The following is a 23,194-nucleotide window of genomic DNA, read 5'->3' on the forward strand; positions in this document are numbered from 1 at the left end:
CACCCTGGTTCTTTATTTTGTTTCAAGACGTGGTCCAGAATAGGAATTCTATTATCCCATCCATTTTATGTAGTTGATTTAACGCAATTGACATCTATGTTTGTGAATTCTTTTTTCAGAACACGAATATAAATTACGGAACTGGCGCCCATATGATCTTATACCCAATGCCAGTGTAGCCATAAGTGTACGGAAGAAGAGTTTTGCAGCCTGATTTATTGTGTTTGTCTATTTCGAAAAATCACTGGAAAGGTAATGCCCTATGTGCCCTGTTTATCAATACATTGGAAGCAAGCAGAAGTGCCAGGAGGTCAAAATAACCTTTCCCCTGCAACATCAAAATCTGCATCCTGGCCTTGAGTATTTTATGGTGCAATGCCGCTATCGGAAAGTCCATATTACAAAGGGAGCGGAAAGCTTAAGAATAAGATAGCTATTATCACAGGAGGAGACAGCGGAATTGGAAGAGCGGTTGCCTATGCATTTGCCAAGGTTGGCGCGGACGTGGTTATTTCATATCTTTAGGAACATCCCGACGCGATATGGACCAAAAACAGGGTCGAGCAGCTTGGACGGCGCTGTGTCCTAGTATCAGGAGACCTTGAAGATGAATCAATGTCACATCAAGTGGCAAACAGGCAATCCGCCATTTCGGAAAAATAGATATCCTTTTGAATAACCATGCTGTCCAATATGTCCAACCGAGTATTCTCGACCTAACGGCAGAACAACTGGACCGGACATTCCGGACGAATATTCATTCGTTCTTTTTCATCACAAAAGCAGCCCCCCATTTAAAGCGGGGCAGCACGATTATCAACACAACATCTGTCACCGCAAATGAAGGATACAAACATTTAATTGATTATTCCTCAACTAAAGGCGCGCTTGTGACATTTACCCGCTCCCTGTCCCAAATCACTGGTTGATAAAGGAATCCGGGTAAATGGGGTAGCGCCAGAGCCTATCTGGGCACCATTGATTCCTTCCTCCTTCTCTGCCGAAGAAGTAAGTACATTCGGCACGGATGAGCCCAATAAAGCACCAATGTGCGCAGCAAAAGAGCCATCTTTTATCAGGAATAATCGGGTAGGGAATCACAGTCTGATCGCAAAGAAACGTCGCCGTTCTTGATTATCGAACCGTATGGTGAAGCATTAGAGAAACTGGTAAACGCGCCGGCCAGCCGTTTGATATTGCCACCTGCTATGTGTAGTTGGCAACGGATGATTCCAGCTACATGGCGGGACAGGTTTTGCATCCAAATGGCGGCCCGCTGGTAAGTTCATGATGGCATGCAAAAAATAATCCGAGGTAAGAAGCAAATTCTCTGACGCATGTATGGAGTCGCCGTTATATACAACAAAATGGCTGCTTGTTACCAAGGCAGCCATTTTGTTGTTGAGAATTGTTTTAATAAAGAGTACGTTACCGATCTACACCCATTTATTACAGGGTATATCCAACACTATGCGTCAAGATGCGAATCACTTTCCATCAACTACTTCTTTCAATATTTCATACGACCGTTTTTGCTTTTCTGGATCATAAATGTATGATACAGCCATGATTTCGTCTACATTATACGCGTGCTGGAAAGCAGTCAGTTGTTCCCTGACCGAATCCTTGCTCCCCAACAAAGTGACACTGGACATAGATTCCGCCATTTCTTTTTCCTGCGGGCTCCATAGGTCATCCAGGTTTTCAACTGGAGGCTGCAATGGCGTTTGGGAACCACGTACTACATTCAGGAAAAACTGATGGGTTGTCGTTTGCAATAATTCGGCTTCTTCATCGGTTTCTGCGGCAATCAGGTTCAGGCATATCATCATATATGGCTTGTCCAGGTACTCGGATGGCTTGAACCGTTCCCGATAAATCCTAATAGCTGCTTCCATATGCCGTGGTGCAAAGTGTGAAGCAAAAACATACGGCAAACCTAAACTTGCCGCTAAATAAGCGGAATCCGTGGAGGAGCCGAGAATGTAAATCGGAACATTCGTTCCAAGCCCTGGATAGGCTTTCACATAGCTTTGCTTGTCTTCAGGCCCAAAATAAGTGAGCAAAGCATTGACATCCTCAGGGAACGTATAGACAGAGTCCTTTTGGGAGCGCCTTAATGCGTTTGCAGTCAGCATATCTGTGCCAGGTGCCCGGCCGAGCCCAAGTTCAACCCGGTTCGGATAAATCGTAGCCATCGTCCCAAACTGTTCGGCCACCACCAAAGGAGAATGGTTCGGAAGCATAATCCCTCCAGAGCCGACAAGGATGCTATCTGTATGCTCCAATGTATGTTTAATCAAAATGGAAGTAGCTGAGCTCACAAGAGTAGATGTATTATGATGCTCGGCGATCCAATAACGTTTATAGCCCATTTTTTCCGTAGCCTGCGCCAGGTCCACCATCGCATCGATAGCTTGTTTAGAATTCTCTCCCTCGCGTCTCGGTGCGAGGTTTAAGACAGATACAGGTATATTTATATTTGCCATCTTATATTTGTCCTTTCTTGATGAAGATTCATTACTATATTAACAATTGCTTACATTTAAACAAACTTAAATGCTTACGTTGAAGGCAAAACTAAACCGCACGTACATATCCATCGATTTATTTGTAGCCCAGCTTAGCTGATTTCTTTATTATGCGGCTACACTGCTGGTCTATTCTACATAGTCAAGTTCCCTTCAAATGAAAGCTGTATTGATTGCGCGTTATTTTCAATATCAACCACCTGGATTATTCACTGGGGACAGGTCTGATGAGGAAATTACTATATATGTTACACTTAAATTCTTCACACATAGATGTGCGCCTGCATTTGGAGGTTTTATAAGGCTCTACAGAATTGGGTGTAGGCTTAATAGTGGATTTGGAGGAATGAGCAGCCGAAGAGGTAGCTTCATAAAGGCGATGATGGACAAAATCGAGTCATCTGGCCGGGTAAATGTCCATCATAAGAGCAGTGATGGACAAAATCGAGTCGGCTGGCCGGGGAACTGTCCATCATAAGAGCAGTGATGGACAAAATCGAGTCGGCTGGCCGGGTAAGTGTCCATTATAAAAAAATGATGGACAAGATCATTTCTACTGGCCAAAGTAGTGTCGATCATAAGAGCAGTGATTGACAAAATCGATTGGCTGGTAAAGGAAAGTTAGTTAATTGGCATATTGATCGAATTTAGTAATTAGAATAATTCCCCTAAATTCCGTAGCTGATAAGTTTAAACTATATAGTTAAATGAATTTAAAAGGCCCACCCACAAAGGGTGAACCCATTACATTTCGCAAATATTTATTTTCGTACTCATAACTGACCTCGAAGCAAATATAGTTTTACGATTGATTATCAAAAAAATTTTTTTCTGGATCCTAAACTATCTTCTTAACTCTTCCTTCCTCAACATTCTTCGGACAACTTTTCCGACTGCACTCTTTGGCAAGCTGTCTATAAACTCTACATATTTTGGCTTTTTATAGGATGCCAACTGCTCTTTGCAATGGTCGATGATTTCCTGTTCGCTCACTTGATATCCTTCTTTTAACACAACGAAAGCTTTTACGCTTTCTACCCACTTTTCATCTGCAACTCCTACAATGGCTGCTTCCAACACTGCGGGATGTTTATATAAAACTTCCTCCACTTCACGAGGGTAAATATTAAAACCGCCACTTATGATCATGTCTGATTTCCTTTCAACAAGGTAAACATAGCCCTCTTGATCTATGTAGCCCATGTCCCGGGTAAAGATCCACTTTCCTTTTATCGTCTCTTCAGTCAAAGCTTCTTCCTTCCAATAGCCTGACATGGCCTGGCTGGAGGCTACGCAAATTTCGCCAATTTCTCCATCCGGCAGCTCATCTCCCTGTTCATTCACAATTTTTACTTCTGTGGTGATGATAGGTCGACCACAGGACAAGAGCCTGTCATAATAATCCGGATTTTTCAGTGCAAGGATGTGATCCTCTACTGGCAAAATGGTTAATATAAGTGGAGCTTCCGTCTGCCCGTAATATTGAATGAACTTCGGCCCCCAAAGTTCGAGTCCCCTTTTCAATGCTTCCCTGGGCATCGGGGAAGCACCATAAATGAGACTTCGAACAGAATCAAATGAGTATTTTTCAACGTCTGGATGTGATAAAAGCATGACGATCATGGTAGGAACCAAGTTAAGTGTGGTAGGTTTAATTTCTTCGATGGCTTGCAGGAATTCCTGGGGATGGAAGGTTGGCAGGATTGCATTTGCTGCTCCTCTGATCCAATGGGGCAGGACAAGGATGCCGGATGCATGTGTCAATGGAGCAGCGTGCATCATGATGTCTCCTCTTTCAATGGTGAGTGTTGCCAAAATATTCGCAGCCATGGCTGCCCATGACCCTTGTGTATGAATGGCGGCTTTTAGCCTCCCTGTTGTACCTGAGGTGTACTGCAGTGTGGCGTAATCTTCTTCTGATAAAGGAATGACCGGGTCTTCGTCTGTAACCGTTTTCGTTTCTTTATAAATGGGAATTATCCAGTCATAGTTCGGGTCACCATCTACTTGGCAAAATAACGAGACACCCGACAGTCTTTCTCTTAAGCTGGCAACCCGGCCGGAAAACTCCTCAGTGAATAAAATCGCTTTGGAATCCGTTTCTGTTATCATATGAAATTGTTCTTCTTCCGAAAGTCTCGTATTCAAGGGCACACGGACCAGACCTGATTTTAACATGGCAAAATCGATTTCGACGCTATGAATTGAGTTAGCCAACAAAAATGATATACGGTCACCCTTTTCCAAACCCAATTTAAAAAGTGCATTTGCCAGCCGATTGGAATTCCTATGCACTTCGTTAAAAGTAAGTTTCTGATCTTTATAGATAACCGCAGTTTCATTCGAAAAATACTTAGCCCCTCTTTTAATCAGCTCAGCAGCAATCATCCCTTTTTACCCCTTTCGATTCAAAAAATTGTTTAAGCCTTGCCATGTTTCCTCGCTCCTTGTATGTGGCATTCCCAGCTGGCACTCAACACGCAGAGCTTCTTCCAGCGGTAGTCCCCAGCCCCGCACAGCTGCCTGTTTATCCGACCGCAAAGAGCCCTGAGGATAGGACGCCATTTGGAAAGCCAGTTCCTTTGCGCGTGCCAGGAGGTTTTCTGGCTCCACAATCTCCGTCACCAATCCCCAATCCAGCGCTGTTTGAGCATCAATCCTTCTGCCTGTTAGGACGAGGTCCATTCCCCTGCCCCAGCCAACGATTCTTGGAATGCGCTGCGTACCTCCGTCTACCAGAGGTACATTCCATCTTCTTTCAAGGCAGCCGAACTCCGCATCAACAGCAGCAATACGTATGTCACACCAGGCAGCCATTTCAAGCCCTCCGGCAAAACAGTACCCATTCACAGCAGCAATTGTAGGTTTAAAAATATCCGTCATTCTCGTGAATCCTAAATAACCTTTTCCGTCATATGCAAAATCCGCATCATATTGATTTTTTGGGCCCAATGAGTCAATCGCCTTCAGATCGGCGCCTGAACTGAACGAAGAGCCATTCCCAGTCAAAATGGCAACCTTCGCCTCATCGTCATCACGAAAATCAACCCATACATCATAAAGCAATTGAGCCGTTTCACCATCAATGCAGTTATGCTTATCCGGCCTGTTGATCATGATCACTGTTACTCCATCCTGACGTTCCACCAATACCTTTTTATTCATGGTTGTGCTCCTTTTGAGTAAAAACTGATATTTTTTCTCTGCTTCCTCAATCGCTTCCAGCAAATTATCCTCCAATAGCTGAAGCTCCTTCTGCCGCTCCCTCACCGCCTTTAAATGTTCATAGGCAGAGTTTAATCCCTTCTTCGCATTGCCTCACTTCTGTCGGGTCAATGTCATATTGATTAATCAGTTTGGAGGCATCCTGCAATGAGAATCCCAGATGCTTTCCCCTGATAATGATTTTAATTTGGCCCTGTCCCTAATTGAATAAATACGGTGATTCCCGGCACTCCGCCTGGGATGGATCAACCCTAATTCCTCATAATAACGAATGGTTCTCTGGCTTATTCGTAAACCGGTTCTGCATACGATTTCCATATTAAAAACTTTGATGGCTTCCTGGAATTCTTCTGAATCAGTGGTGCCATTTTCTTCACAGCGTTTAATCGAGTCCTGAACGTCAATTGACAGCTTTTTAATATTCCTTGTTGGTCCTGTCCCTATAAATATCTTAAATTTTCTCATTGAAGACCTAGTTTAATAATAAGTCGGTAACCTAATCTTACGGAAAAAGCTACCCCCTACAATAGAGATAGCTTCACTACAAGTCGTCAATTTTGTCCCGTTGTCTCTAACATTTTGAGTGCAGCGTTGTCGAATTTTCTATAGATACCGCAGTCCTGCGAAAAAACAGAAAACAGCCATTTTAATATGATGCTACATTCCTTAATTCCTTCTGCTTCATTTCACTTAGTTTCTCAATTGAATATGATACCTCATCACTTAAAATAGAGAGTATATTCCTGAATTTTCGAAGCTCCTCACTATTTAATTCACCGTCGGCATACCTTTCCATAAGCGATTTCAATTCGTTAAATAGTTGCTGGTTAGTCACATAACTCATCCTTTCAAATGATATCAGCCTCTTGTTTATCTATAATACCAAGGCTTTTTTAAAAGGGTTGTCGAATCATGAAACATACGAATAATTTTGCAAAATGTAATCGAACCCCCGAATGTATCTCCGGGTCATCTCCAAAGAAACAGCAAGCTCGACATTCGCAGCAGCGCACACCGGAAGCGAACCAGACAGTCCCGCTATTCTTCCTGTTCGCCTTTATTGTCCTCAATTGTATGACAATAACCAATCTCTCATTACCTTTAAATAGGCTTCAGGTTCTTCCAAATATGGCAGGTGGGCACTATTCTCGAACACATGGAATTTCGAACCTGGTGTTAGTCTGCAGTAATACGCTGTTGTCTCGGGAGTTGCCTCATCAAAACGGCCGCATGTATAAAGAGTCGGACACGTAATTTCCTTTAACCGGTCCGTACAATCAAAGGTTTTCAGGTTTCCCTTCACGGTGAATTCAGAGGGACCCCACATGATTACATATACCTCTCTACTACGATATGGAGATCCTGCTTTTAACCAATTAGAATCGAGTTCGGTTCTGCATACGAATTCCTTATTGAACACTTTGATGGCTTCCTGGAATTCTTCTGAATCAGTGGTGCCGTTTTCTTCACAGCGTTTAATCGTGTCCTGAACGTCAATTGGAAGCTTTTCAATATTCCTTTTTTGGTCCTGTTCCCACAAAGGCGCACTCAGGCATGGACTTGAAAAAATAACGCTTTTCACTCCCAATGGTTTCGTCAGGCAATATGCGGCGGCACAGTGTGGTTCCCCATGAATGACCCAGAATATGAACTTCATCCAGTTCTAAAGCATGCCTCACTTGAGCAAGCTCCTCGACGAACCGGTCGATTCTCCATAAAGAAGTATCCTCAGGCCTGTCCGACTTTCCGCAGCCGAGCTGATCATATAGGACGACAGGCCGGTCCACACTCAGCGCTTTGAGGCCCTTGAGCATATAGGACGAGGAGCCAGGACCCCCATGAAGAATAATTAAAGGCGTACCGCCAGCATTTTTATTGAAAATTTCGTACCAGACTTTTCCCCCGGTCACCTCTATGTAGCCTTCCTCGTTCATTTTGTTCCCCCCTGGATTTGCTGTACAAAAATACTATTCACCCTTCAAAAGCGGGATATCCACTTCTACCTCCAAACGCTTCAGGATTTTCTCAAGTGTTTCGAGCCCGGATTTTGGATTGATTTTCGTTTCAAGGTAGTAGATTTCCCCGGTTAATTTAGATTCATAGGTATGCAATGAAACAAAAGGCCTGTTATCCCGGTGAACTGGTTCCAGTGCGAGTGCAAATCTTTTTCCTGAATCCGTTGAGCCAAGAACGATCCCCTCTTTCACCAGCTCATGCAGCGGCAAATTATGATCTTCAATCCATCTCAATGCCTCTTTCCAGATGGAAGGTACACTTTCCCCACGAATCTCGTCCTTGATGTTATCTAGTGTGACGTTAACATATAATGATTCCCACTTTTTATAACTCTTTTTGTGTTCCTCGTTTAAAGATTCCACGGCACTTTCATCAGTCTTCTCTTTTGATTTCGCCTTTAATTGTTCGAACAGCTTTTCAACTGTCATGACACCGACATTTTCATATTTCGCCAGGATGACTAGCTCTTTCGGAAGCTGTCCGACCGTTACGATCTGATCTTCGTTTAATTGCTTTAACAAGCCTGGTATCCCAGTGAATTTTTCAGAAATCAGAGGAAGTTTCGACAGTTCTTCGGTTACAACAATATGATCCGCTTTATAAAAGAAGAACAGCTCACCCTGCCGTTTTAATGTCAGGTTTCTTCGCGCTTTTTCCTCAGCGATGAAATTCTTCAGTTCTTCAAAAAAGAGCTCATCGTTTTTTTCGCTGTATCGCTTCACATGCTTATGAAGGCCCTCCAGGTTGTTAGGGAGCTCGCTCATGATCCGTGCTTCCTGTTCGGCGCCAAGTCTGATAAGGAACGTTTCTGATTTCTCAAAGCGCTGTGGCAGCAGAAAAGCATCCCTTAGAAAATATGGAACTTCTAGAGTTCGGCCCTTGTAAGTCAGTGTACGAATCGTCGTAAAACCAGGAATTTCCTGGACCTCTTTTGTGATTTCGGCAGTAGCCGCAACTTCCTGGGTTCTAGAACCAGCTGCAGATTTTTGCCCCGGATTCCGCAGTAACTCCTCAAGTCCTTTAAGCCTTACTTCAAGCTCTGTCATATCAAATACTTTTTCGACCTGCGGTGAAGGATCCTGATATTCCGGCACATCAGCATCTACCGGTCCGTAAACCTCAACATACCATCTAACAATGCTGTACAATGCTTCCCAGGACAATAGTGCCTCCGAAAACCTGAACATCCTCGTATCGTGTGCAGCCTGATTCCCCAATCGTCTCACAAGGTGCAGAGCATCGCGAATCTCGGGAATCAAATAACCATTGTCGTTCAGCAAATCGAGCCGTTCCTTTAAGCTCATCCGAGGATCTTCCGTAATGTTCTCTGAATTCATTACCTGCTGCAGAATATTTTCAACAAAAACCCTTGCGTGGGTAAGCATCGTCCTCGGGCTGGTAAAAATGCTATTTTCCAATTCCTTTGCAACTAATGCGAGTTCTTTCGTAATCGGTTCTAAAAATTGATAGAAATATGTATTTTTGTCCATTGTAATTCCCCCGGTTGTAGTCTCGTTTTAATATTACCATAGCGATCGCATGAAAAAGGGTCGAAAATTGGTATAACTGTACCCTGGCTCTCTTAAATTGGTAGAAAAATTTTACTTAGAAAAATTGATACAGATTGTGGTCTTACTTATGGATTGCTCTGATGCTGTTTAACAATATGGTGGTTAAACCGCAGTTTCGCAAAAGTTATGTGATGCTGGGAGAACGGCATTTGGCGAAGATACTGTCCTCTTTAAATCCTTGAGTATTTCCTCTTATGATTTATACATCCCGAAAGAAAACCGGCAAACTACTCAGGTTGGTTATATATAAATACAGAAAAAGATTCGACAACACATGAAGGTTCACCCGGACAGCATTGTGAACAAAAAGAAAAGCGCCTACCCTTTTTGGATAAACGCTTAAGCTATATATTCAACAAAAGAAGGAGGCCTGTGCATTTTCAAGAAAGGTCTTTTGAAAAGCAAATTAATCTTCGATGTCCTGGTCCTGTTCTTGATCGTTGTCTTGATCCTGCTCCTGATCTGATTCTTGGTCCTGTTCGGCATCAGCCCTGGCGCGCGCTCGTGCTCTGGAATCGGATTCAGATTCGGATTCTATATCAATATTAAGGTCAACTCGGGAATTTCCACTGTCTTTGATTTCAGCTTTGTTTTCATTTCGGTTTCTGTTTTTTAATTCATTGTCATTATCGTTATCATTTTGATTATCGTTATTAACATCTACATTTACATCATTTTCAAAATCCACCTCGGATCTTGAGTCATTTTCAGAGTTAGAATTATTGTTGTTGTTACTGTTATTCGGGTTGTTGTTGGAATTTGAATTATTTCTGTTCCGGTTTCTGCGTTTTCGTGCCATGTTTACCTCTCCTTTCTTCATAATACACAACTTATTCATATTCAGAAAATCCGGTATGTACAAAAGCCCTATGCATTCACACATTTTGATTATTTTCGTTCCCCTTCACAGGGTCTCCTGTTTTAAGTTTTTGGATAAATTGATTAAGCCACTGCTTTTTCATACGATTGAGCCGACTAGATCACCAACTTCAACTTCGTAAAATTGTTTCCCGCTTAAGACTCAATATTGAACCTAGTCAAACTTGTGCAAGTTGGATGATAGTATATTTTTTAATCTCTAAGATAATATCGTCGAATGTAAAATTCTCGATAAATTCGAGTATTGAAAAAAAAAGGAAACCCGACATCCGGATTCCCTGAACTTTATCACCATCAACTAGATACTGCCCGTTCCACTGACATTATGTATAGTTGCCTGATGCCTTGACTGAGCCGGAGAACTAAATCTTTCCAAAAGAATCGAAGATGTTCCTACTCCACTGTAAACATCCACGCTACGCCAAATTTGTCTTTTAAAGAACCATGCAGCTTTGCAAAGAAGGTTGGCTTGAGGTCCATATGAACGGTTCCGCCCTCTTTCAGCACGTTCCATGCATGTTGGGCCTGGTCCTCTGAATCTAACTCGACACTAATACTGACTCTCCCTGAATCCGGGTAATCCCGTTTCCCGTCCGAACTGAAGATAGAACCAGCTTTTGTCAATTTCAATTCAGAGTGGAGAATTAGTTCTTTATCCTCTTCTGCTATAGGAAATTCCGGACTTGAAGGGATATCGCCATACCTTTGAATCGATAGCAGCTCACCATCGAAAGCTTCCCGATAAAATTCAATAGCCTCTGCACATTCTCTGTTAAACATCAAATAGGGTTTGATCATACATCTCAGTCTCCTTCACTAAAGTAGTGTTTCATAATACCATTTAAGCTTGTTTTTCTAACACTTATAGTATAACCGAACATTCGTTCTCCAATCAAACAAAGATAAAAAATTTGTGAGGCGTCCAATTTATATTCGAAAATAAAAACTAAAGTTGAACAACAACAAATGTGTCTCCTGGTTACTAAATAACCAGAGAACTTAGATTTCGCTTCAGTATATGACGGCTTGTTTTGCCCGAGTGTTTGGAATCAGACATAGTATTAGCGTTTAATTCAATTCCCTTAACACTTCGCCAATTTTCCTATTGTGGTTCACCAAGTCTGCAATGTCATCCATTTCGGTTGGCTCCATGTTTATGATGACTAATTTTGCACCCGAATCCTTTGCATCGATGGCAAAATAATTTGCGGGTGACACGCTCAAGGATGAGCCGAGAACAATGAAAAGTTCTGCTTTAGTCGTTGCTTTTGATGCTTTTAGAAGTGCTTCTTCTGACAAAATTTCTCCGAATAGCAAAACTGACGGACGGATGAAACCGCCGCATTCGCATGGCAATTCAGTTTCCATGAATCGGGAAATAGGATAAACAGCCCTGCATCCGGAACAATGGCTGGTCCTAAGGGTGCCGTGCAGCTCATAAACCTCCCTGCTGCCGGAAGCATGGTGAAAGCCGTCAACATTCTGGGTAATGACAGCGTTGACTTTCCCCTTGTTTTCCCATTCCGCGATAATAGCATGACCCGCGTTTGGGCAACATTTTTGAAGCTGTTCAACCCGATAACGGTAAAAGGAAACAAAATCCTCCCGGTTATTTATCATCGCATTTGTACTTGCCAGTTTAAGAGGATCGATATTGTTCCAAAGGCCCGAAGAAGCCGAACGGAAATCCGGAAGCCCGCTTTCAGTGGACATCCCTGCCCCGCTAAAAATGACCGTGTATTGTGACTCATCCAGCCATTGCTTCAGCGTATTGATGGAGGACATAACTAACATCCTTTCTATATATCGTTTTCAGGTGTTGCATTAATGTTTTTCTGAGTAATCGCAGCCTTCTAATTGGTGATCAGTGGCATAGTTTCATCCATCAGTTCCCGGTCATTCCCGCTCCAGCTTTTTACTTGCTCACCCATTTTTTTAAGCCATTCAGTTTTCATGCTGTGCAGGCGGGGGCTCGCATGGTAGTAAAATGGGCCTTTGTTGTGTTTCCAGCCTAAGGGATTAATTTTATTGCCGTGAAAGAATTCAAGGGCAGTTTTTGCTAGCCTGGATACGCAAGTGTCAGTGCCCCATGCTAATATGACCGGTCCTTTATTTTGCTTAACCAGGCTTTTAAGCTCTTGTTTTCTGTCGTTGGAGAATATACTGTGTTGGGGGAAAGCTGCTTCACAGCTTCTGAGCAGGTCTCTGAAATTTTTCATATTGCCTTCGCGTAAATCAGAAAGATTGCAAATCGCCACCTGATTCCAATTTTCCTGATTCATGAGCTTAATGATTTGGTGTTGCGTCTGATCAGTCTTTGCTTTTATAAGAGGAGCGACAGTGTCGACATTTTCAATGGTGGGATTCTGGTAAGAAGGATTCAGCGGCTGGCAGCTTCCCGGGTTGGCCATTACCAGTAACGCGTCATACTGCTCTTTCAAAGGGTAGTTTCTGGTTTTTATGACTGCCAGACGCCTGCATGGATATACTGTTTCGTTTCGGACTGCTTGGTAGAATTCTCCTTCCACCTCAAATTGGTCGTGAACAGTTGGATAAGGCATAGTATCATCCTCCCTTTTCATCTCAAGCCTTGCCGGATGTACCTGGACTTTCAGCGACTTTCAGGATTACACTCCTATTCTATTTATGCTGCCTGCTCCAGATTCAGTGATTCACAAAAAAATAGTGCATGACTCCGTCTTGTTTAAGCACTGAAGTCATGCACCGTTGTTATTGTTCAATTAGTTAAGCAAAAATCTATTAGTGGGGAATATACTTTCAACTCTCAGTAAAATCACGATAATGATCGCGAACAAGTTCAGTCAGACCGATGCTGTCCAGGTATTTCGTTGGACATAAAAATGTTACAGTCACAACGCCTGGATGCCGGCCGATTTCAATGCTGCCTGTAACAGTGGCGCGGTTCATCACTTCAGGAACGGTGATATTTAAAATATCGGCAGCCCTTTGTAAGCCATTTACTGTTGCGTCATTCAAGTTTGCACCTGTGCCTATAAAGGATATCGGCAATGATTCCTCTAATTGGCGGACTCCCCACTGTTTACCGACATTCAACGCTGTTTCTTTTTCCTTTTTCGTAATTGGCCTGGCTAAATAGGGCAGGTCCTCAAAAACTGGAAGCAAAATTGGCCCCTCAAGTGTCAAGCCTTTTATAACTTTGACTTGAAGGTTCACAATCCCTGATACGTCTGTCGTATGCCCTGCAATCTCCCCATCACCTTGCATTGCATGCATATCGCCTATATACACTCCACCACCGGTTACTTTTACGGGACAAATGAGAATTGCCCCTTCCCGGACACGATTGATATCCATATGGCCATCAGTGCGCTGTTCCAATTCTTCCTTTGTGACAGCATAGTCATGAGGGGCTTCAATTAAGAACTGACCAAAATCGCCGGCATTGTGTGAATCAGGCATTGGCCGTGACGGTGTGGTACCAAGCTGGCCAAGAAAGGGGCGTACCCTTGCCACTGTCCCAACCAGGTCATGGGGTGCGAATGTAACGATTGGATTTTGAACAGATTTCTCTGGAGTAGCCATGTATGAACGGCCATCTTTCGCAATTTCTTCAGCTGCTTCCTTAGGCAGCGTAACCCCGACGTTTCGACTGGAATCAAAAGCCATCGTATAGCCGTTCGTAAATACAAAAGGAGTTACGTCTTCACCACAAGATGCACACCGGATAGCCTCAGGTCCTGTTCCGACAATGTTAGTGTCGGGATATAACGTACCGCAATTAGGACATTTCACTGCTACGAAAGGATCACCAAGAAACCGGCCCTCCATAGGTTTGTCATTTCCCGATGAAGTAGCAATCGAGGTTATCTGGATGGATTTAATCCGGATTGCAACCGCATCACCCACCTCGGCTCCTTCAACATACACTGGTTTCGTGACTTCATGCCCACCTCGGATACACGGAGTGATCATCGGGCCCCAGCAGCCTGGAGTCGTATTCGCAATGATATGCCCTCCGTCTTTTACAGGTCCAAGCATCTCCTTTTCCGGGTCCAGAATACCGTCAGTAAATTCATTAACATATACCGTCTGTTCAGCAGCCATACGATTCTCCCCATTTCCTGTTATATTCTTTCGGAAAATTCACACACTATTATTATACAAGCTTTTAAGGATTGTAACTAAATTTTGTATCATTTCTCATTCAAAATAAGTGCTATTTTGTTAATGATTCAAACTGCTTGAGTCTGAAAATTGGAAGCAGACGAGCGAAGGGTATAAAAAAGAGCCACCCTGCCCTCAAAAAAGTTGGAGCCTGGTTGCTCTTTTCCTCTTATATAGTGGTTACTGAATCTACAGTCACTTTTTGCTACTTCATTCTGGAATGATCCGGTTTTTTCACATAAATAGTCAAATAGCTTTCCGCCTAACAACACCGTTAAGCAAGCCCCGATTGCAGTGGATTCATCCCAAGATACAAAATAAAACTCGAATACGCTTATTCATATAAAGAAAACAACGAGGTTCAATAGAGCCATTATATAAAATAGTACTCTCTGTATGCCAATTCATTTTGGCCTCTTACGGTGACGTCAGATACTGCGGCCATGTGGAATGGCCGATTAAATTTCAATTCCGCTTTGTCCTTGGCAAATTGCGCCGTTTCTTCGCTTAGCAGATCTTGTGGATTGTCTGCTCCAAGGACTACCTTAATTTTTGAATCTTCTTTGACGATCTGAATCAATTTAATTTGTGACGCCAATTGTTCTTTACTGGGTTTGTTCATCAGTTCTCACTCCATTTCTCTTTTTCATGGGACTACACCCATTTTAATTTCGCCCTGAGGCTCCATCCCATTTTATAATGACACAATCAATTAATCCGTCGAATCCTGGCACTTGTTTTAACTCGTATTAATACTTGCTTTCGGATTTGAAACTTCCACAACCTCATTTTTTGCAATTTTTCATAAAGCCAACAAAACGTCTTTTGATTTTTCCATTCCCATAAAAGAAACAATATAATCACATTCTGCTTCGGTAAATATTCAATTGCCCCAATTGATGAAGATTTTCAATATGTTAGCCCCTGCCATGTTTGTTTCGGACAATTTTAATATCTTTTTTTGAACAATCAAGCCCATGATATGAAGTTTCACTCCTTCAATTTCATATCACTTCTTTTAACCAATGCAGCACTTGATTAATTTCGTCTATTGTTGTATCTGAACCTAAACTAATTCTGATCGCACCCATCCCCACATGTTCAGGCACTTTCATTTCTTTCAATACTGGTGATAGCTCAATACTTCCCGAGTGACAGGCAGAGCCGGTTGATGCAGCCAGATTTGGGATTGATGATAAAATGTCCTGGCCAACTCTATTCACAAAACTCACATTCAATGTGTTTGGCAGCCGCTTCTCCATGTGCCCATTCAATACAACCTTGTCCCCGTATTCTTTCTTTAGCTGGGTCCAAAAATAGTCCGTTAACTCTTTCACCTGTTGGGTATTCATGCGAATATTGGCAATTTCGCATGCCTTTCCCAATCCCGTAGCAAGCAATACATTTTCTGTACCAGCACGCAAACCATTTTCATGTCCAGCCCCATGTATGAGCGGTTCAAGTTCAGTTCCCCTTTTAACATATAAGGCCCCAATTCCTTTCGGGGCATACAGTTTATGTCCGGCAATCGTCAGCATATCGACCTTTAACTCATTGACATCTATGTGAACCTTGCCGACAGACTGGGAAGCATCTGAATGAAATGCGATTCCATGCCGTTCCGCAATTTCTCCAATTTCTTTTACAGGCTGCATCGTTCCCACTTCATTGTTCGAGTGCATAATGGTAATTAAAATGGTTTCTTTTGTAATAGACTTTTCTACTTCTTCAGGTGACACACTTCCATAACGGTCAACTGAAACATAGGTTACCTTTGCCCCCATTTGTTCGAGGAATTTACAAGGGTTCAATATAGCGGGATGTTCGATTTTACTAGTGATAATATGATTGCCTCTTTGTCGGTTCTTATAAAAGTATCCTTTTAATGCAAGGTTGTTTGCTTCGCTGCCGCCACTGGTAAAAATAATTTCACTTGGTGAACAGGAGATTAGGTCTGCAACCTGTTGTCTCGCTTGCTGCAATAACTCTTTGACAGGCCCTCCAGCCCAATGGAGGGCAGATGGATTCCCGTAAAAGTAAGTGAGCAAGGGCAGCATCGCATCAGCTACTTCGGGCGCCACCGGCGTACTGGCATTGTAATCGAGATAGATTTTTTTCATCAGCTATGTAGTCCTCTCGGATAATAAATTTTAAGAGGGTCAAGGCAACTTATTGGCTCCATTGGCACCCTCTGTATATAAAATTAATGATGACTTTTTGTATTTCACCCCAAATAACGAATTATCTTAGTAGAATGCTAAACCATATGAGGACTTCAATCCATACATTTAAAAATCCTTTCCTAGTTAAAACAAAAAAAGTTTTGTTAAATGTTTCAATTATTTGTTAACATCTGAACCTTAATACGGCTTGTCTATGAATCTACGATAATTCCTTCCTACCCTTGGACCTATCATTCTGGTTTCAAAATCCCGGCCTCAAAATTGTCAAGCACACTAAATAACAGAGACTTGGCCCCGTATAAAAGCCGTTCCTGATTCACCCAAAGCGCTGAGTCCTGTATGAAATCGCCCTTTGGCATTTCACTGCCGTAAATCTGCTCAAGGCGGTTAATAACATCGCCCGTGAACTCCGGATGGAATTGCAATCCGAGAACCCGGTCTGCATATGAAAAGGCCTGGTTTGTGCAGCCCTGGTTTGAGGCCAGACGAACGGCTCCTTTTGGAAGATCATAGGTGTCTCCATGGAATTGGAATGCCGTAAAGGAGTCGGGCACTCCATTAAAGAGCCTGGATTCTCCAACATCTTCTATTTTCTCAATCTGCCACCAGCCAATTTCCTTATGTACATGAGGATATACTTTTCCGCCCAAAGCGTTAGCCAGCATCTGGGCACCGAGGCAAATCCTCAACACCCATTTTCCCTGGTCGACCGCTTCCCGTATAAACTCCTTCTCCTTGATTAACCATGGAAAAGCGTCTTCCTCATAAGCTCCCATCCTGCCTCCCAAGATCACCAGCATATCAAACTGGTCCACCGAAGGAAGAGTTTCATTGGCATACATCTGGGTACGTGACAATGTATGCATTTTTTCGTTAGCCCATTCTTCAATATACCCGGGTGTCGCCAATTCATCGTTTTGAATGTAATGAATCTTCATAGTTTCTCTCCCATCACTATTTATACGGTTATTCTCTATAAGTTGCTACTTCAACTTTACGCCGATAGAAAAAACGTCTATTCCTTCTTGGATCAACACACCCGGTACCAAGCAAAAAGACAACATCCCCCCTGATGTGATGTCTTGTTGCTTTTGTTATTAATAATGATCTGAAAGAACCGCACTTCCTTCTTCTTAATCTTGTTTATTTCCCGCCACATTTTGTAATCCAGTTCATTCTGGTTGCATAAGTAAAGTAACAAAACAAAAAAGCCACTGTTTAGTATAAATACAGCGGCTTCTTACATTATTTAGCTGCTTTTTATTAATTTCATCCCAAAAGTTAAAACCTCATAACTAGTTTTTAGAATAAATCCATAATTTTTTTTATAATCGATTACTATATCTGCATCAAGGTGGCTAATCACCGTTGGGTCTATTAATATGGTAATTTCATTAACTTTGAACACTTCATCATTTTGCATCTGCCCACCCTGGGCAAGTTCGTACACATAGGTCGCACCTCAACCGGTGGTACGGACTTCATTAATCCTAATGGTTGGTTCCGCACCAAGTACATTGAGAAGCTGCTGAGTTGCATCTTTGGTTATATTAACTTTCATTTTTTTCACCTCAATGTTACTTTACCCTACCCAGCTAAATGCAATCGAGAAAATTTTTTTATCATATTCTTTGTTCATTCAAAAAAATCAGCCATAGACCACTTCTTTTTCTCCTCGCTCAAGTGCCTGTTCTTTTGCTCTGCTTAATCCAAGCGTCTTTGCTGTTGAAGCATGAATATCATTGAAAAATTCAGGGTTGTCTACTAGTGACACGCCATAGGAAGGAAGCATTTCGATAATTTTTGGTTCCCACTCTTTCATATGCTGTGGGAAGCATTTTTCCAACAACTCAAGCATGACGTGAACGGCAGTGGAAGCACCAGGGGAAGCGCCGAGCAGCGCAGCTACCGATCCGTCAGCTGCACTTACAACTTCCGTCCCAAACTGAAGTGTTCCTTTGCCTGCCTCGGTGTCTTTGATCACTTGCACCCGTTGGCCCGCAACCACTATTTCCCAATCCTCGTTTTTGGCGTTTGGAATGAACTCGCGCAATTCTTCCATGCGCTTTTCATTCGATAGCATAACCTGCTGGATCAGGTATTTGGTCAATGCCATCTCTTTTGCACCTGCCGCAAGCATCGTAATGAGGTTATTCGGTTTTACTGAATTGATTAAATCCAAATTTGAACCAGTTTTTAAGAACTTTGGCGAGAACCCGGCAAATGGCCCGAACAGCAATGCTTTTTGGTTGTCGATATATCTAGTGTCCAGATGCGGAACAGACATTGGAGGAGCGCCAACTTTCGCTTTCCCGTACAGTTTGGCATGATGCTGCTCCACAACTTCCGGATTGTTGCATACCATAAACAGTCCGCTTACCGGGAATCCGCCAATATGTTTTGACTCAGGAATACCGGTTTTCTGCAGTAAAGGCAGACTTCCGCCACCGCCGCCGATAAAGACGAATTTTGCCGTATGGCGTTCGATGTTGCCGGTAGTCATGTTCCACACTTTTAATTCCCACAAGCCGTCACTCGTACGTTTGATATCTTCCACAGTATGCTTGTATTTGACCTCGACGTTTTGGCTCTCCAAGTGCTCAAACAGCATGCGTGTCAACGCACCAAAGTTGACATCGGTTCCAGAATCGATTTTCGTTGCCGCTATCGGTTCTTTCGATGTGCGGCCTTCCATGATAAGTGGAATCCATTCCTTCAGTTTTTCAGGGTCATCGGTAAATTCCATCCCTTGAAACAGGGGATTGTTTAACAACGTTTCAAAACGTTTTTTCAAAAAGGTTACATTTTGTTCCCCTAGTACCAAACTCATATGCGGTATAGGCATGATAAAGTCCTGCGGATTGCGGATCAGATTGCTCTTTACAAGATAAGACCAAAACTGTCTTGAAAGCTGAAACTGCTCATTAATTTTTATCGCTTTGCTAATATCAATCGACCCGTCAGGTTTTTCGGTTGTATAGTTAAGCTCGCACAGGGCAGCATGGCCGGTCCCCGCATTATTCCATTCGTTAGAACTTTCTTCCGCTGCATTTTCAAGCTTTTCAAATACTTTGATGTCCCATTCAGGTGCTAGCGCTTTCAATAATGACCCCAAAGTCGCGCTCATGACCCCGGCGCCAATTAAGATTACGTCTGTATTGTTCTGCATGCTGTTCATGATAAACTAACGTACCCCCCATATTTTACAAAAGGATCAGACGTTCCTGCTCACAATCTCACAAACAATAAGATGCTACCCCGAACGTTCCTTTTTATGAATTAATTAAAAGTATATAATAATCTATTATAATTATTTTTATATTAAAATATCTACTATTTTGATAATTATAAACTATTTAAAGTTGTTAAAAAAGGGAAAATTACGTTCATAAAGCCCCGGGAATAGAAAAAACCAAAGCCTCAACCCTGCTTCCAGCATGGTTAAAGCTTTGGTTTTCTGTTACGAGTGAATTTACCACATCAAATTTTTCATATGGTCACGGTAATGTTTTTTAGAATCTTGGAAGGTATCAAGCAGCGTTCTAAATGTGAATTCTTCTTTAAAGTCAATTACTAACCTTTTTGATGATTTCTTCAACCGGTTTATCCTTTTTATCATTTATCTTCCTAACATTTTCCAGAACCGTACCTAAATTTCTAATCCAGCAATCCCGAACCCCCCAGGTCCAGAGTGAGTAGAAATCATTGCACCAGCTTGAATCCACTTTACATTTTCAAAACCAGTTTCCTTTGCGATTTCATCCATCCGATGCATGATGCTTTCATCGAGTCCGATTGAATATAGAAAATAAAGTTGTTCTCTTTTTATATCGTAATCATTTAAATAATCTCGCATGAGTTTTTCAGCAACTACGCTCATTTTCCCACGGTATTTTTTAGTAGAAACAAGTTTTCCTTCAATTAATTCAATGCATGGCTTTATTTTTAACAAAGCCCCTCCGAGATAAGCAATATTACTTACGCGTCCACCCGCTCTTAAAAATTCTAAGCTTCCGGGAATGAAAGCCAGTCTTGATTTCGGAACCATTGATTCTATTTTTTCTATTAAGCGTATCGGTTCAATCGTAGGTTCTTTCTCTAACAAGGTAACAGCATACATGACAATTGCAGTTAATCCACCAGTAACATTCAAAGCATCAATTAGAAAAAGATCTTCAAACTCTTCCGCTGCGATCATCGCATTTTGAAAGGAAGAAGATGCCTTAGACGTATAACCAATATGAATAATGATGCAATCAGGATCATTCACCCTTATTTTCTTAAAAAACTCATGATACTCATGGGTATTTGTAGCCGATGTGGAGGGTATTTTTTTTGTACGCTCATAATAGGCATAAATATCCTTTACGGGTAGAGAACCATCTAAATAATCCTCTCTATCCATGATGACGTGCATTGGGACGACTTGAACATCATATTTACGAGCTAAATCTTCTGGTAAATCCGCTCCACTCTCTGTCGTTATAATAATCCTTCTCATTTAATGTTCCCCTTTCGAATTACATGCATTACTGTTCGTCCTTCATTGTTATGACCTACTCTAACTATACATTAAAAGAGCAGGGATAAACCCTGCATATTTGTCGAAATGATATTGAATTGAAATGAACTTAGTAAGAATATCAATCTATGATTGTTGCAGCATGAAACCATGAAAATCGATATTAGCTATGAGCCTTCTCTTTACCAATTTTTTCATTCTCGCGATCCCTTAAAACTACACGTCTGATTTTTCCGGAATCCGTTTTTGGCAAATGTTCTACGAACTCAATGATTCTAGGATATTTATAGGGTGCGGTTATTTGCTTTACAAAATTTTGAAGTTCTTTAATGAGTTCATCGGATTCTTCTACTCCCTTTTGTAAAACAATGAAAGCTTTCACGACATTGCCCCTAATTTCATCGGGTTTTCACTCCAAACCTTAGGCAACGATAGAGGTAGCCATACTACTAGTTAACCATACGGAAGTCACAATAAATAGGAAAACTTTTTTGGGAATTTGACATATATATGACTTTTTATGTGACACTGCATCATTAACAACAATTCCCTCCACATATTTCTAAATTACACACTTCAGGGGCCGCATTTAAATGAATACTTCTCCTCCTGCAACTATATATATTCCAGACATTAGCAGCCCCCTGGTATTCACTATTCCGATTCTTTTCAGTTGAACTTATTGATAAATTGAATTGCTATATAACCCTTTAACCCATATATTAGTGAATGATTAAGCTTTTAGAATGACTGGAAATCCTGATCTATTTTTGTATTAATAAGCACATTTCATGGTGCCGGCAATAAGGGCCGTCTCCATGGTCTTTGCAAACAAGGGGGAGTTAAGGTTTAATGAATGCTTATCATAAAATCTTCAAAGATTATTGGAACCCTTACATAGCGATCAGTATTGCAGGTCTGGTCAGTGCATTGTACTTCGGGATCACAGGTGCGGTTTGGGCGGTAACGGGGGAATTCACCAGATTAGGTGGACATATCCTGCAATGGTTCGGGATTGATGTATCGCAATGGTCGTATTTTCAACTGGTCGGCCTTGAAGGCACTCCTGTCAGCCGGACTGATGGCTGGATTGTCATTGGCATGCTGGTTGGCGCACTGATTACGATCTTGTTGAGCAACAGTTTTAAAATCCGCGTCCCGAAACAAAAGCGGCGTTTAGTCCAGGGATTCATCGGTGGAATAATCGCAGGATTTGGCGCACGCCTTGCCCTGGGATGCAATTTAGCTGCCTTTTTTACGGGTGTGCCCCAGTTCTCGTTCCATTCCTGGATCTTTATGCTGACGACCGCGATCGGAACCTACTTTGGCGTGAAAGTTGTGAATACCAAATGGTGGAGGGGAAAACCGACCTTGATGAAAGGCTCGATGAACCCGGTTGTCACCCAGCATGTCCAAAAAAGGAATATTCAACCGGTGCTAGGTATCATCTTTGCCTTTCTGTATCTCGCACTTGTTCTTTTCTTTTTCGCCTCAGGCAAACCACTCCTCGCGGTTGCCTGTATAGCTGGAGCGCTTTTTGGGATTCTTATTGAACGAGGACAAATTTGTTTCACTTCCGCTTTCCGTGATTTATGGATCAGCGGCCGTGCTGTGATGTCCAAAGCGATCGCTGTGGGGATGATGATCAGTGTTGCGGTCACATTTTTATATATTCAAAACGGCTCTGTCGCCCTTATCAAAATGGCCGCTCCCAGCACGGCTATCGGCGGACTCCTTTTCGGTTTCGGCATTGTACTTGCCGGCGGCTGTGAAACTGGTATGATGTACCGGGCAATGGAAGGCCAATTATTATTCTGGGTGGTAGGCGCAGGCAATATCGTCGGGGCTACAGCTCTCGCCTATGGCTGGGACCATCTCGTCATCTACCATGCCCTTGCGGAAAATTGGCCAAAAGTGAATTTAATAGAACTATGGGGTCCTATGGGAGCCCTGTTTGGAACGTTGGCCATGCTGGCAGCCTGGTTCCTGCTATCAAATTGGTGGGAAAAGCGGTTCCGTTACGGAACGGGAATCAAAAATCAAAAAACGGAACGGATTTCTCACGTTACTAAGGAGGCTTAATCCATGTCACAGGTGATGGACGTCAACTACACTTTAGAT

19 protein-coding genes and 3 pseudogenes are annotated in these 23,194 nt (G+C 42.4%); 3 read left to right on the forward strand and 19 right to left on the reverse strand.

What is annotated here, in order from left to right; all coding sequences use genetic code 11:
• Window positions 1–262: 262 nt before the first annotated feature.
• Window positions 263–1,291: pseudogene (locus tag CVD19_RS05190) on the forward strand (SDR family oxidoreductase).
• 196 nt (window positions 1,292–1,487) lie between these two features.
• On the opposite strand, the gene CVD19_RS05200 reads toward CVD19_RS05190, so the two are convergent.
• Window positions 1,488–2,489 carry an LLM class flavin-dependent oxidoreductase gene (locus tag CVD19_RS05200; protein ID WP_101580812.1) on the reverse strand — a complete coding sequence of 334 codons (1,002 nt, stop codon included), beginning with the start codon at window positions 2,487–2,489 and terminating at the stop codon, window positions 1,488–1,490.
• 388 nt (window positions 2,490–2,877) lie between these two features.
• On the opposite strand from CVD19_RS05200, the gene CVD19_RS25350 reads away from it, so the two are divergent.
• Window positions 2,878–3,009: a hypothetical protein gene (locus tag CVD19_RS25350; protein ID WP_257985032.1), complete on the forward strand. Its 132-nt coding sequence runs from the start codon at window positions 2,878–2,880 to the stop codon at window positions 3,007–3,009.
• Window positions 3,010–3,374: 365 nt separating this feature from the next.
• Here CVD19_RS25350 and CVD19_RS05205 read toward each other — a convergent pair whose 3' ends face one another.
• The 18 genes and pseudogenes from CVD19_RS05205 to CVD19_RS05295 form a co-directional block, all read right to left on the reverse strand.
• Complete coding sequence (locus CVD19_RS05205) at window positions 3,375–4,919, reverse strand: class I adenylate-forming enzyme family protein (RefSeq protein WP_101580813.1); 1,545 nt, start codon at window positions 4,917–4,919, stop codon at window positions 3,375–3,377.
• A 6-nt stretch (window positions 4,920–4,925) separates the two neighbouring features.
• A complete protein-coding gene (locus tag CVD19_RS05210; RefSeq protein WP_257985033.1) occupies window positions 4,926–5,771 on the reverse strand; it encodes an enoyl-CoA hydratase-related protein in 846 nt (281 codons plus the stop codon).
• A gap of 111 nt (window positions 5,772–5,882) precedes the next feature.
• Window positions 5,883–6,221: a MerR family transcriptional regulator gene (locus CVD19_RS25355; RefSeq protein ID WP_257985034.1), complete on the reverse strand. Its 339-nt coding sequence runs from the start codon at window positions 6,219–6,221 to the stop codon at window positions 5,883–5,885.
• Between the two features lie 181 nt (window positions 6,222–6,402).
• Window positions 6,403–6,591, reverse strand: coding sequence for a hypothetical protein (locus tag CVD19_RS05225; protein ID WP_101580814.1), 189 nt, complete (start codon window positions 6,589–6,591; stop codon window positions 6,403–6,405).
• 231 nt (window positions 6,592–6,822) lie between these two features.
• Window positions 6,823–7,690: pseudogene (locus tag CVD19_RS05230) on the reverse strand (proline iminopeptidase-family hydrolase).
• Window positions 7,691–7,723: 33 nt separating this feature from the next.
• Entirely contained in the window at window positions 7,724–9,262 is a 1,539-nt protein-coding gene (locus tag CVD19_RS05235) for a DUF4145 domain-containing protein (RefSeq protein ID WP_257985035.1), read from the reverse strand.
• 487 nt (window positions 9,263–9,749) lie between these two features.
• Complete coding sequence (locus CVD19_RS05240) at window positions 9,750–10,142, reverse strand: hypothetical protein (RefSeq protein ID WP_101580815.1); 393 nt, start codon at window positions 10,140–10,142, stop codon at window positions 9,750–9,752.
• 473 nt (window positions 10,143–10,615) lie between these two features.
• Window positions 10,616–11,020 (reverse strand): VOC family protein, encoded by a 405-nt coding sequence (locus CVD19_RS05245; protein ID WP_101580816.1) that lies wholly within the window; start codon window positions 11,018–11,020, stop codon window positions 10,616–10,618.
• 270 nt (window positions 11,021–11,290) lie between these two features.
• The gene (locus tag CVD19_RS05250; RefSeq protein ID WP_101580817.1) at window positions 11,291–12,007 is read right to left on the reverse strand and encodes an NAD-dependent deacylase; all 717 of its coding nucleotides are present in this window, start codon (window positions 12,005–12,007) and stop codon (window positions 11,291–11,293) included.
• 68 nt (window positions 12,008–12,075) lie between these two features.
• Entirely contained in the window at window positions 12,076–12,783 is a 708-nt protein-coding gene (locus tag CVD19_RS05255) for a DUF1643 domain-containing protein (RefSeq protein ID WP_180953531.1), read from the reverse strand.
• Between the two features lie 217 nt (window positions 12,784–13,000).
• Entirely contained in the window at window positions 13,001–14,308 is a 1,308-nt protein-coding gene (locus CVD19_RS05260) for an acetamidase/formamidase family protein (protein WP_101580819.1), read from the reverse strand.
• A gap of 433 nt (window positions 14,309–14,741) precedes the next feature.
• Window positions 14,742–14,990, reverse strand: coding sequence for a hypothetical protein (locus tag CVD19_RS05265; RefSeq protein ID WP_101580820.1), 249 nt, complete (start codon window positions 14,988–14,990; stop codon window positions 14,742–14,744).
• 382 nt (window positions 14,991–15,372) lie between these two features.
• Window positions 15,373–16,488 carry a cysteine desulfurase family protein gene (locus tag CVD19_RS05270; RefSeq protein WP_101580821.1) on the reverse strand — a complete coding sequence of 372 codons (1,116 nt, stop codon included), beginning with the start codon at window positions 16,486–16,488 and terminating at the stop codon, window positions 15,373–15,375.
• Between the two features lie 293 nt (window positions 16,489–16,781).
• Entirely contained in the window at window positions 16,782–17,489 is a 708-nt protein-coding gene (locus CVD19_RS05275) for a type 1 glutamine amidotransferase (RefSeq protein ID WP_101580822.1), read from the reverse strand.
• A 311-nt stretch (window positions 17,490–17,800) separates the two neighbouring features.
• Window positions 17,801–18,001 carry a hypothetical protein gene (locus CVD19_RS05280; protein ID WP_101580823.1) on the reverse strand — a complete coding sequence of 67 codons (201 nt, stop codon included), beginning with the start codon at window positions 17,999–18,001 and terminating at the stop codon, window positions 17,801–17,803.
• Between the two features lie 198 nt (window positions 18,002–18,199).
• Window positions 18,200–19,729 (reverse strand): malate:quinone oxidoreductase, encoded by a 1,530-nt coding sequence (locus CVD19_RS05285; RefSeq protein ID WP_101580824.1) that lies wholly within the window; start codon window positions 19,727–19,729, stop codon window positions 18,200–18,202.
• A gap of 471 nt (window positions 19,730–20,200) precedes the next feature.
• Window positions 20,201–21,052, reverse strand: a complete 852-nt coding sequence (locus CVD19_RS05290) for a DegV family protein (RefSeq protein WP_101580825.1) — start codon at window positions 21,050–21,052, stop codon at window positions 20,201–20,203.
• 184 nt (window positions 21,053–21,236) lie between these two features.
• Window positions 21,237–21,479, reverse strand: a pseudogene (locus tag CVD19_RS05295) (AMP-binding enzyme); the annotation flags it as partial.
• Window positions 21,480–21,925: 446 nt separating this feature from the next.
• Between CVD19_RS05295 and yedE the strand changes: the two are divergent.
• Window positions 21,926–23,155 (forward strand): selenium metabolism membrane protein YedE/FdhT, encoded by a 1,230-nt coding sequence (gene yedE / locus CVD19_RS05300; protein ID WP_101580827.1) that lies wholly within the window; start codon window positions 21,926–21,928, stop codon window positions 23,153–23,155.
• The last annotated feature ends 39 nt before the right edge of the window (window positions 23,156–23,194 follow it).

The organism is Bacillus sp. T33-2, from assembly GCF_002860205.1.
In the GTDB taxonomy this organism is placed as follows: Bacteria; Bacillota; Bacilli; order Bacillales; family Cytobacillaceae; genus T33-2.

Excerpts from the sequence above, each read along its gene's own strand:
- CVD19_RS05200 (WP_101580812.1), bottom strand. The coding sequence starts at position 2,489 with ATGGCAAATATAAATATACCTGTATCTGTCTTAAACCTCGCACCGAGA.
- CVD19_RS05235 (WP_257985035.1), bottom strand. The coding sequence starts at position 9,262 with ATGGACAAAAATACATATTTCTATCAATTTTTAGAACCGATTACGAAA.
- CVD19_RS05285 (WP_101580824.1), bottom strand. The coding sequence starts at position 19,729 with ATGAACAGCATGCAGAACAATACAGACGTAATCTTAATTGGCGCCGGG.
- CVD19_RS05240 (WP_101580815.1), bottom strand. The coding sequence starts at position 10,142 with ATGGCACGAAAACGCAGAAACCGGAACAGAAATAATTCAAATTCCAAC.
- CVD19_RS25350 (WP_257985032.1), top strand. The coding sequence starts at position 2,878 with ATGAGCAGCCGAAGAGGTAGCTTCATAAAGGCGATGATGGACAAAATC.
- CVD19_RS05260 (WP_101580819.1), bottom strand. The coding sequence starts at position 14,308 with ATGGCTGCTGAACAGACGGTATATGTTAATGAATTTACTGACGGTATT.
- CVD19_RS05245 (WP_101580816.1), bottom strand. The coding sequence starts at position 11,020 with ATGATCAAACCCTATTTGATGTTTAACAGAGAATGTGCAGAGGCTATT.
- CVD19_RS05290 (WP_101580825.1), bottom strand. The coding sequence starts at position 21,052 with ATGAGAAGGATTATTATAACGACAGAGAGTGGAGCGGATTTACCAGAA.
- CVD19_RS05205 (WP_101580813.1), bottom strand. The coding sequence starts at position 4,919 with ATGATTGCTGCTGAGCTGATTAAAAGAGGGGCTAAGTATTTTTCGAAT.
- CVD19_RS05270 (WP_101580821.1), bottom strand. The coding sequence starts at position 16,488 with ATGAAAAAAATCTATCTCGATTACAATGCCAGTACGCCGGTGGCGCCC.
- yedE (WP_101580827.1), top strand. The coding sequence starts at position 21,926 with ATGAATGCTTATCATAAAATCTTCAAAGATTATTGGAACCCTTACATA.
- CVD19_RS25355 (WP_257985034.1), bottom strand. The coding sequence starts at position 6,221 with ATGAGAAAATTTAAGATATTTATAGGGACAGGACCAACAAGGAATATT.
- CVD19_RS05250 (WP_101580817.1), bottom strand. The coding sequence starts at position 12,007 with ATGTCCTCCATCAATACGCTGAAGCAATGGCTGGATGAGTCACAATAC.
- CVD19_RS05275 (WP_101580822.1), bottom strand. The coding sequence starts at position 17,489 with ATGAAGATTCATTACATTCAAAACGATGAATTGGCGACACCCGGGTAT.
- CVD19_RS05265 (WP_101580820.1), bottom strand. The coding sequence starts at position 14,990 with ATGAACAAACCCAGTAAAGAACAATTGGCGTCACAAATTAAATTGATT.
- CVD19_RS05255 (WP_180953531.1), bottom strand. The coding sequence starts at position 12,783 with ATGCCTTATCCAACTGTTCACGACCAATTTGAGGTGGAAGGAGAATTC.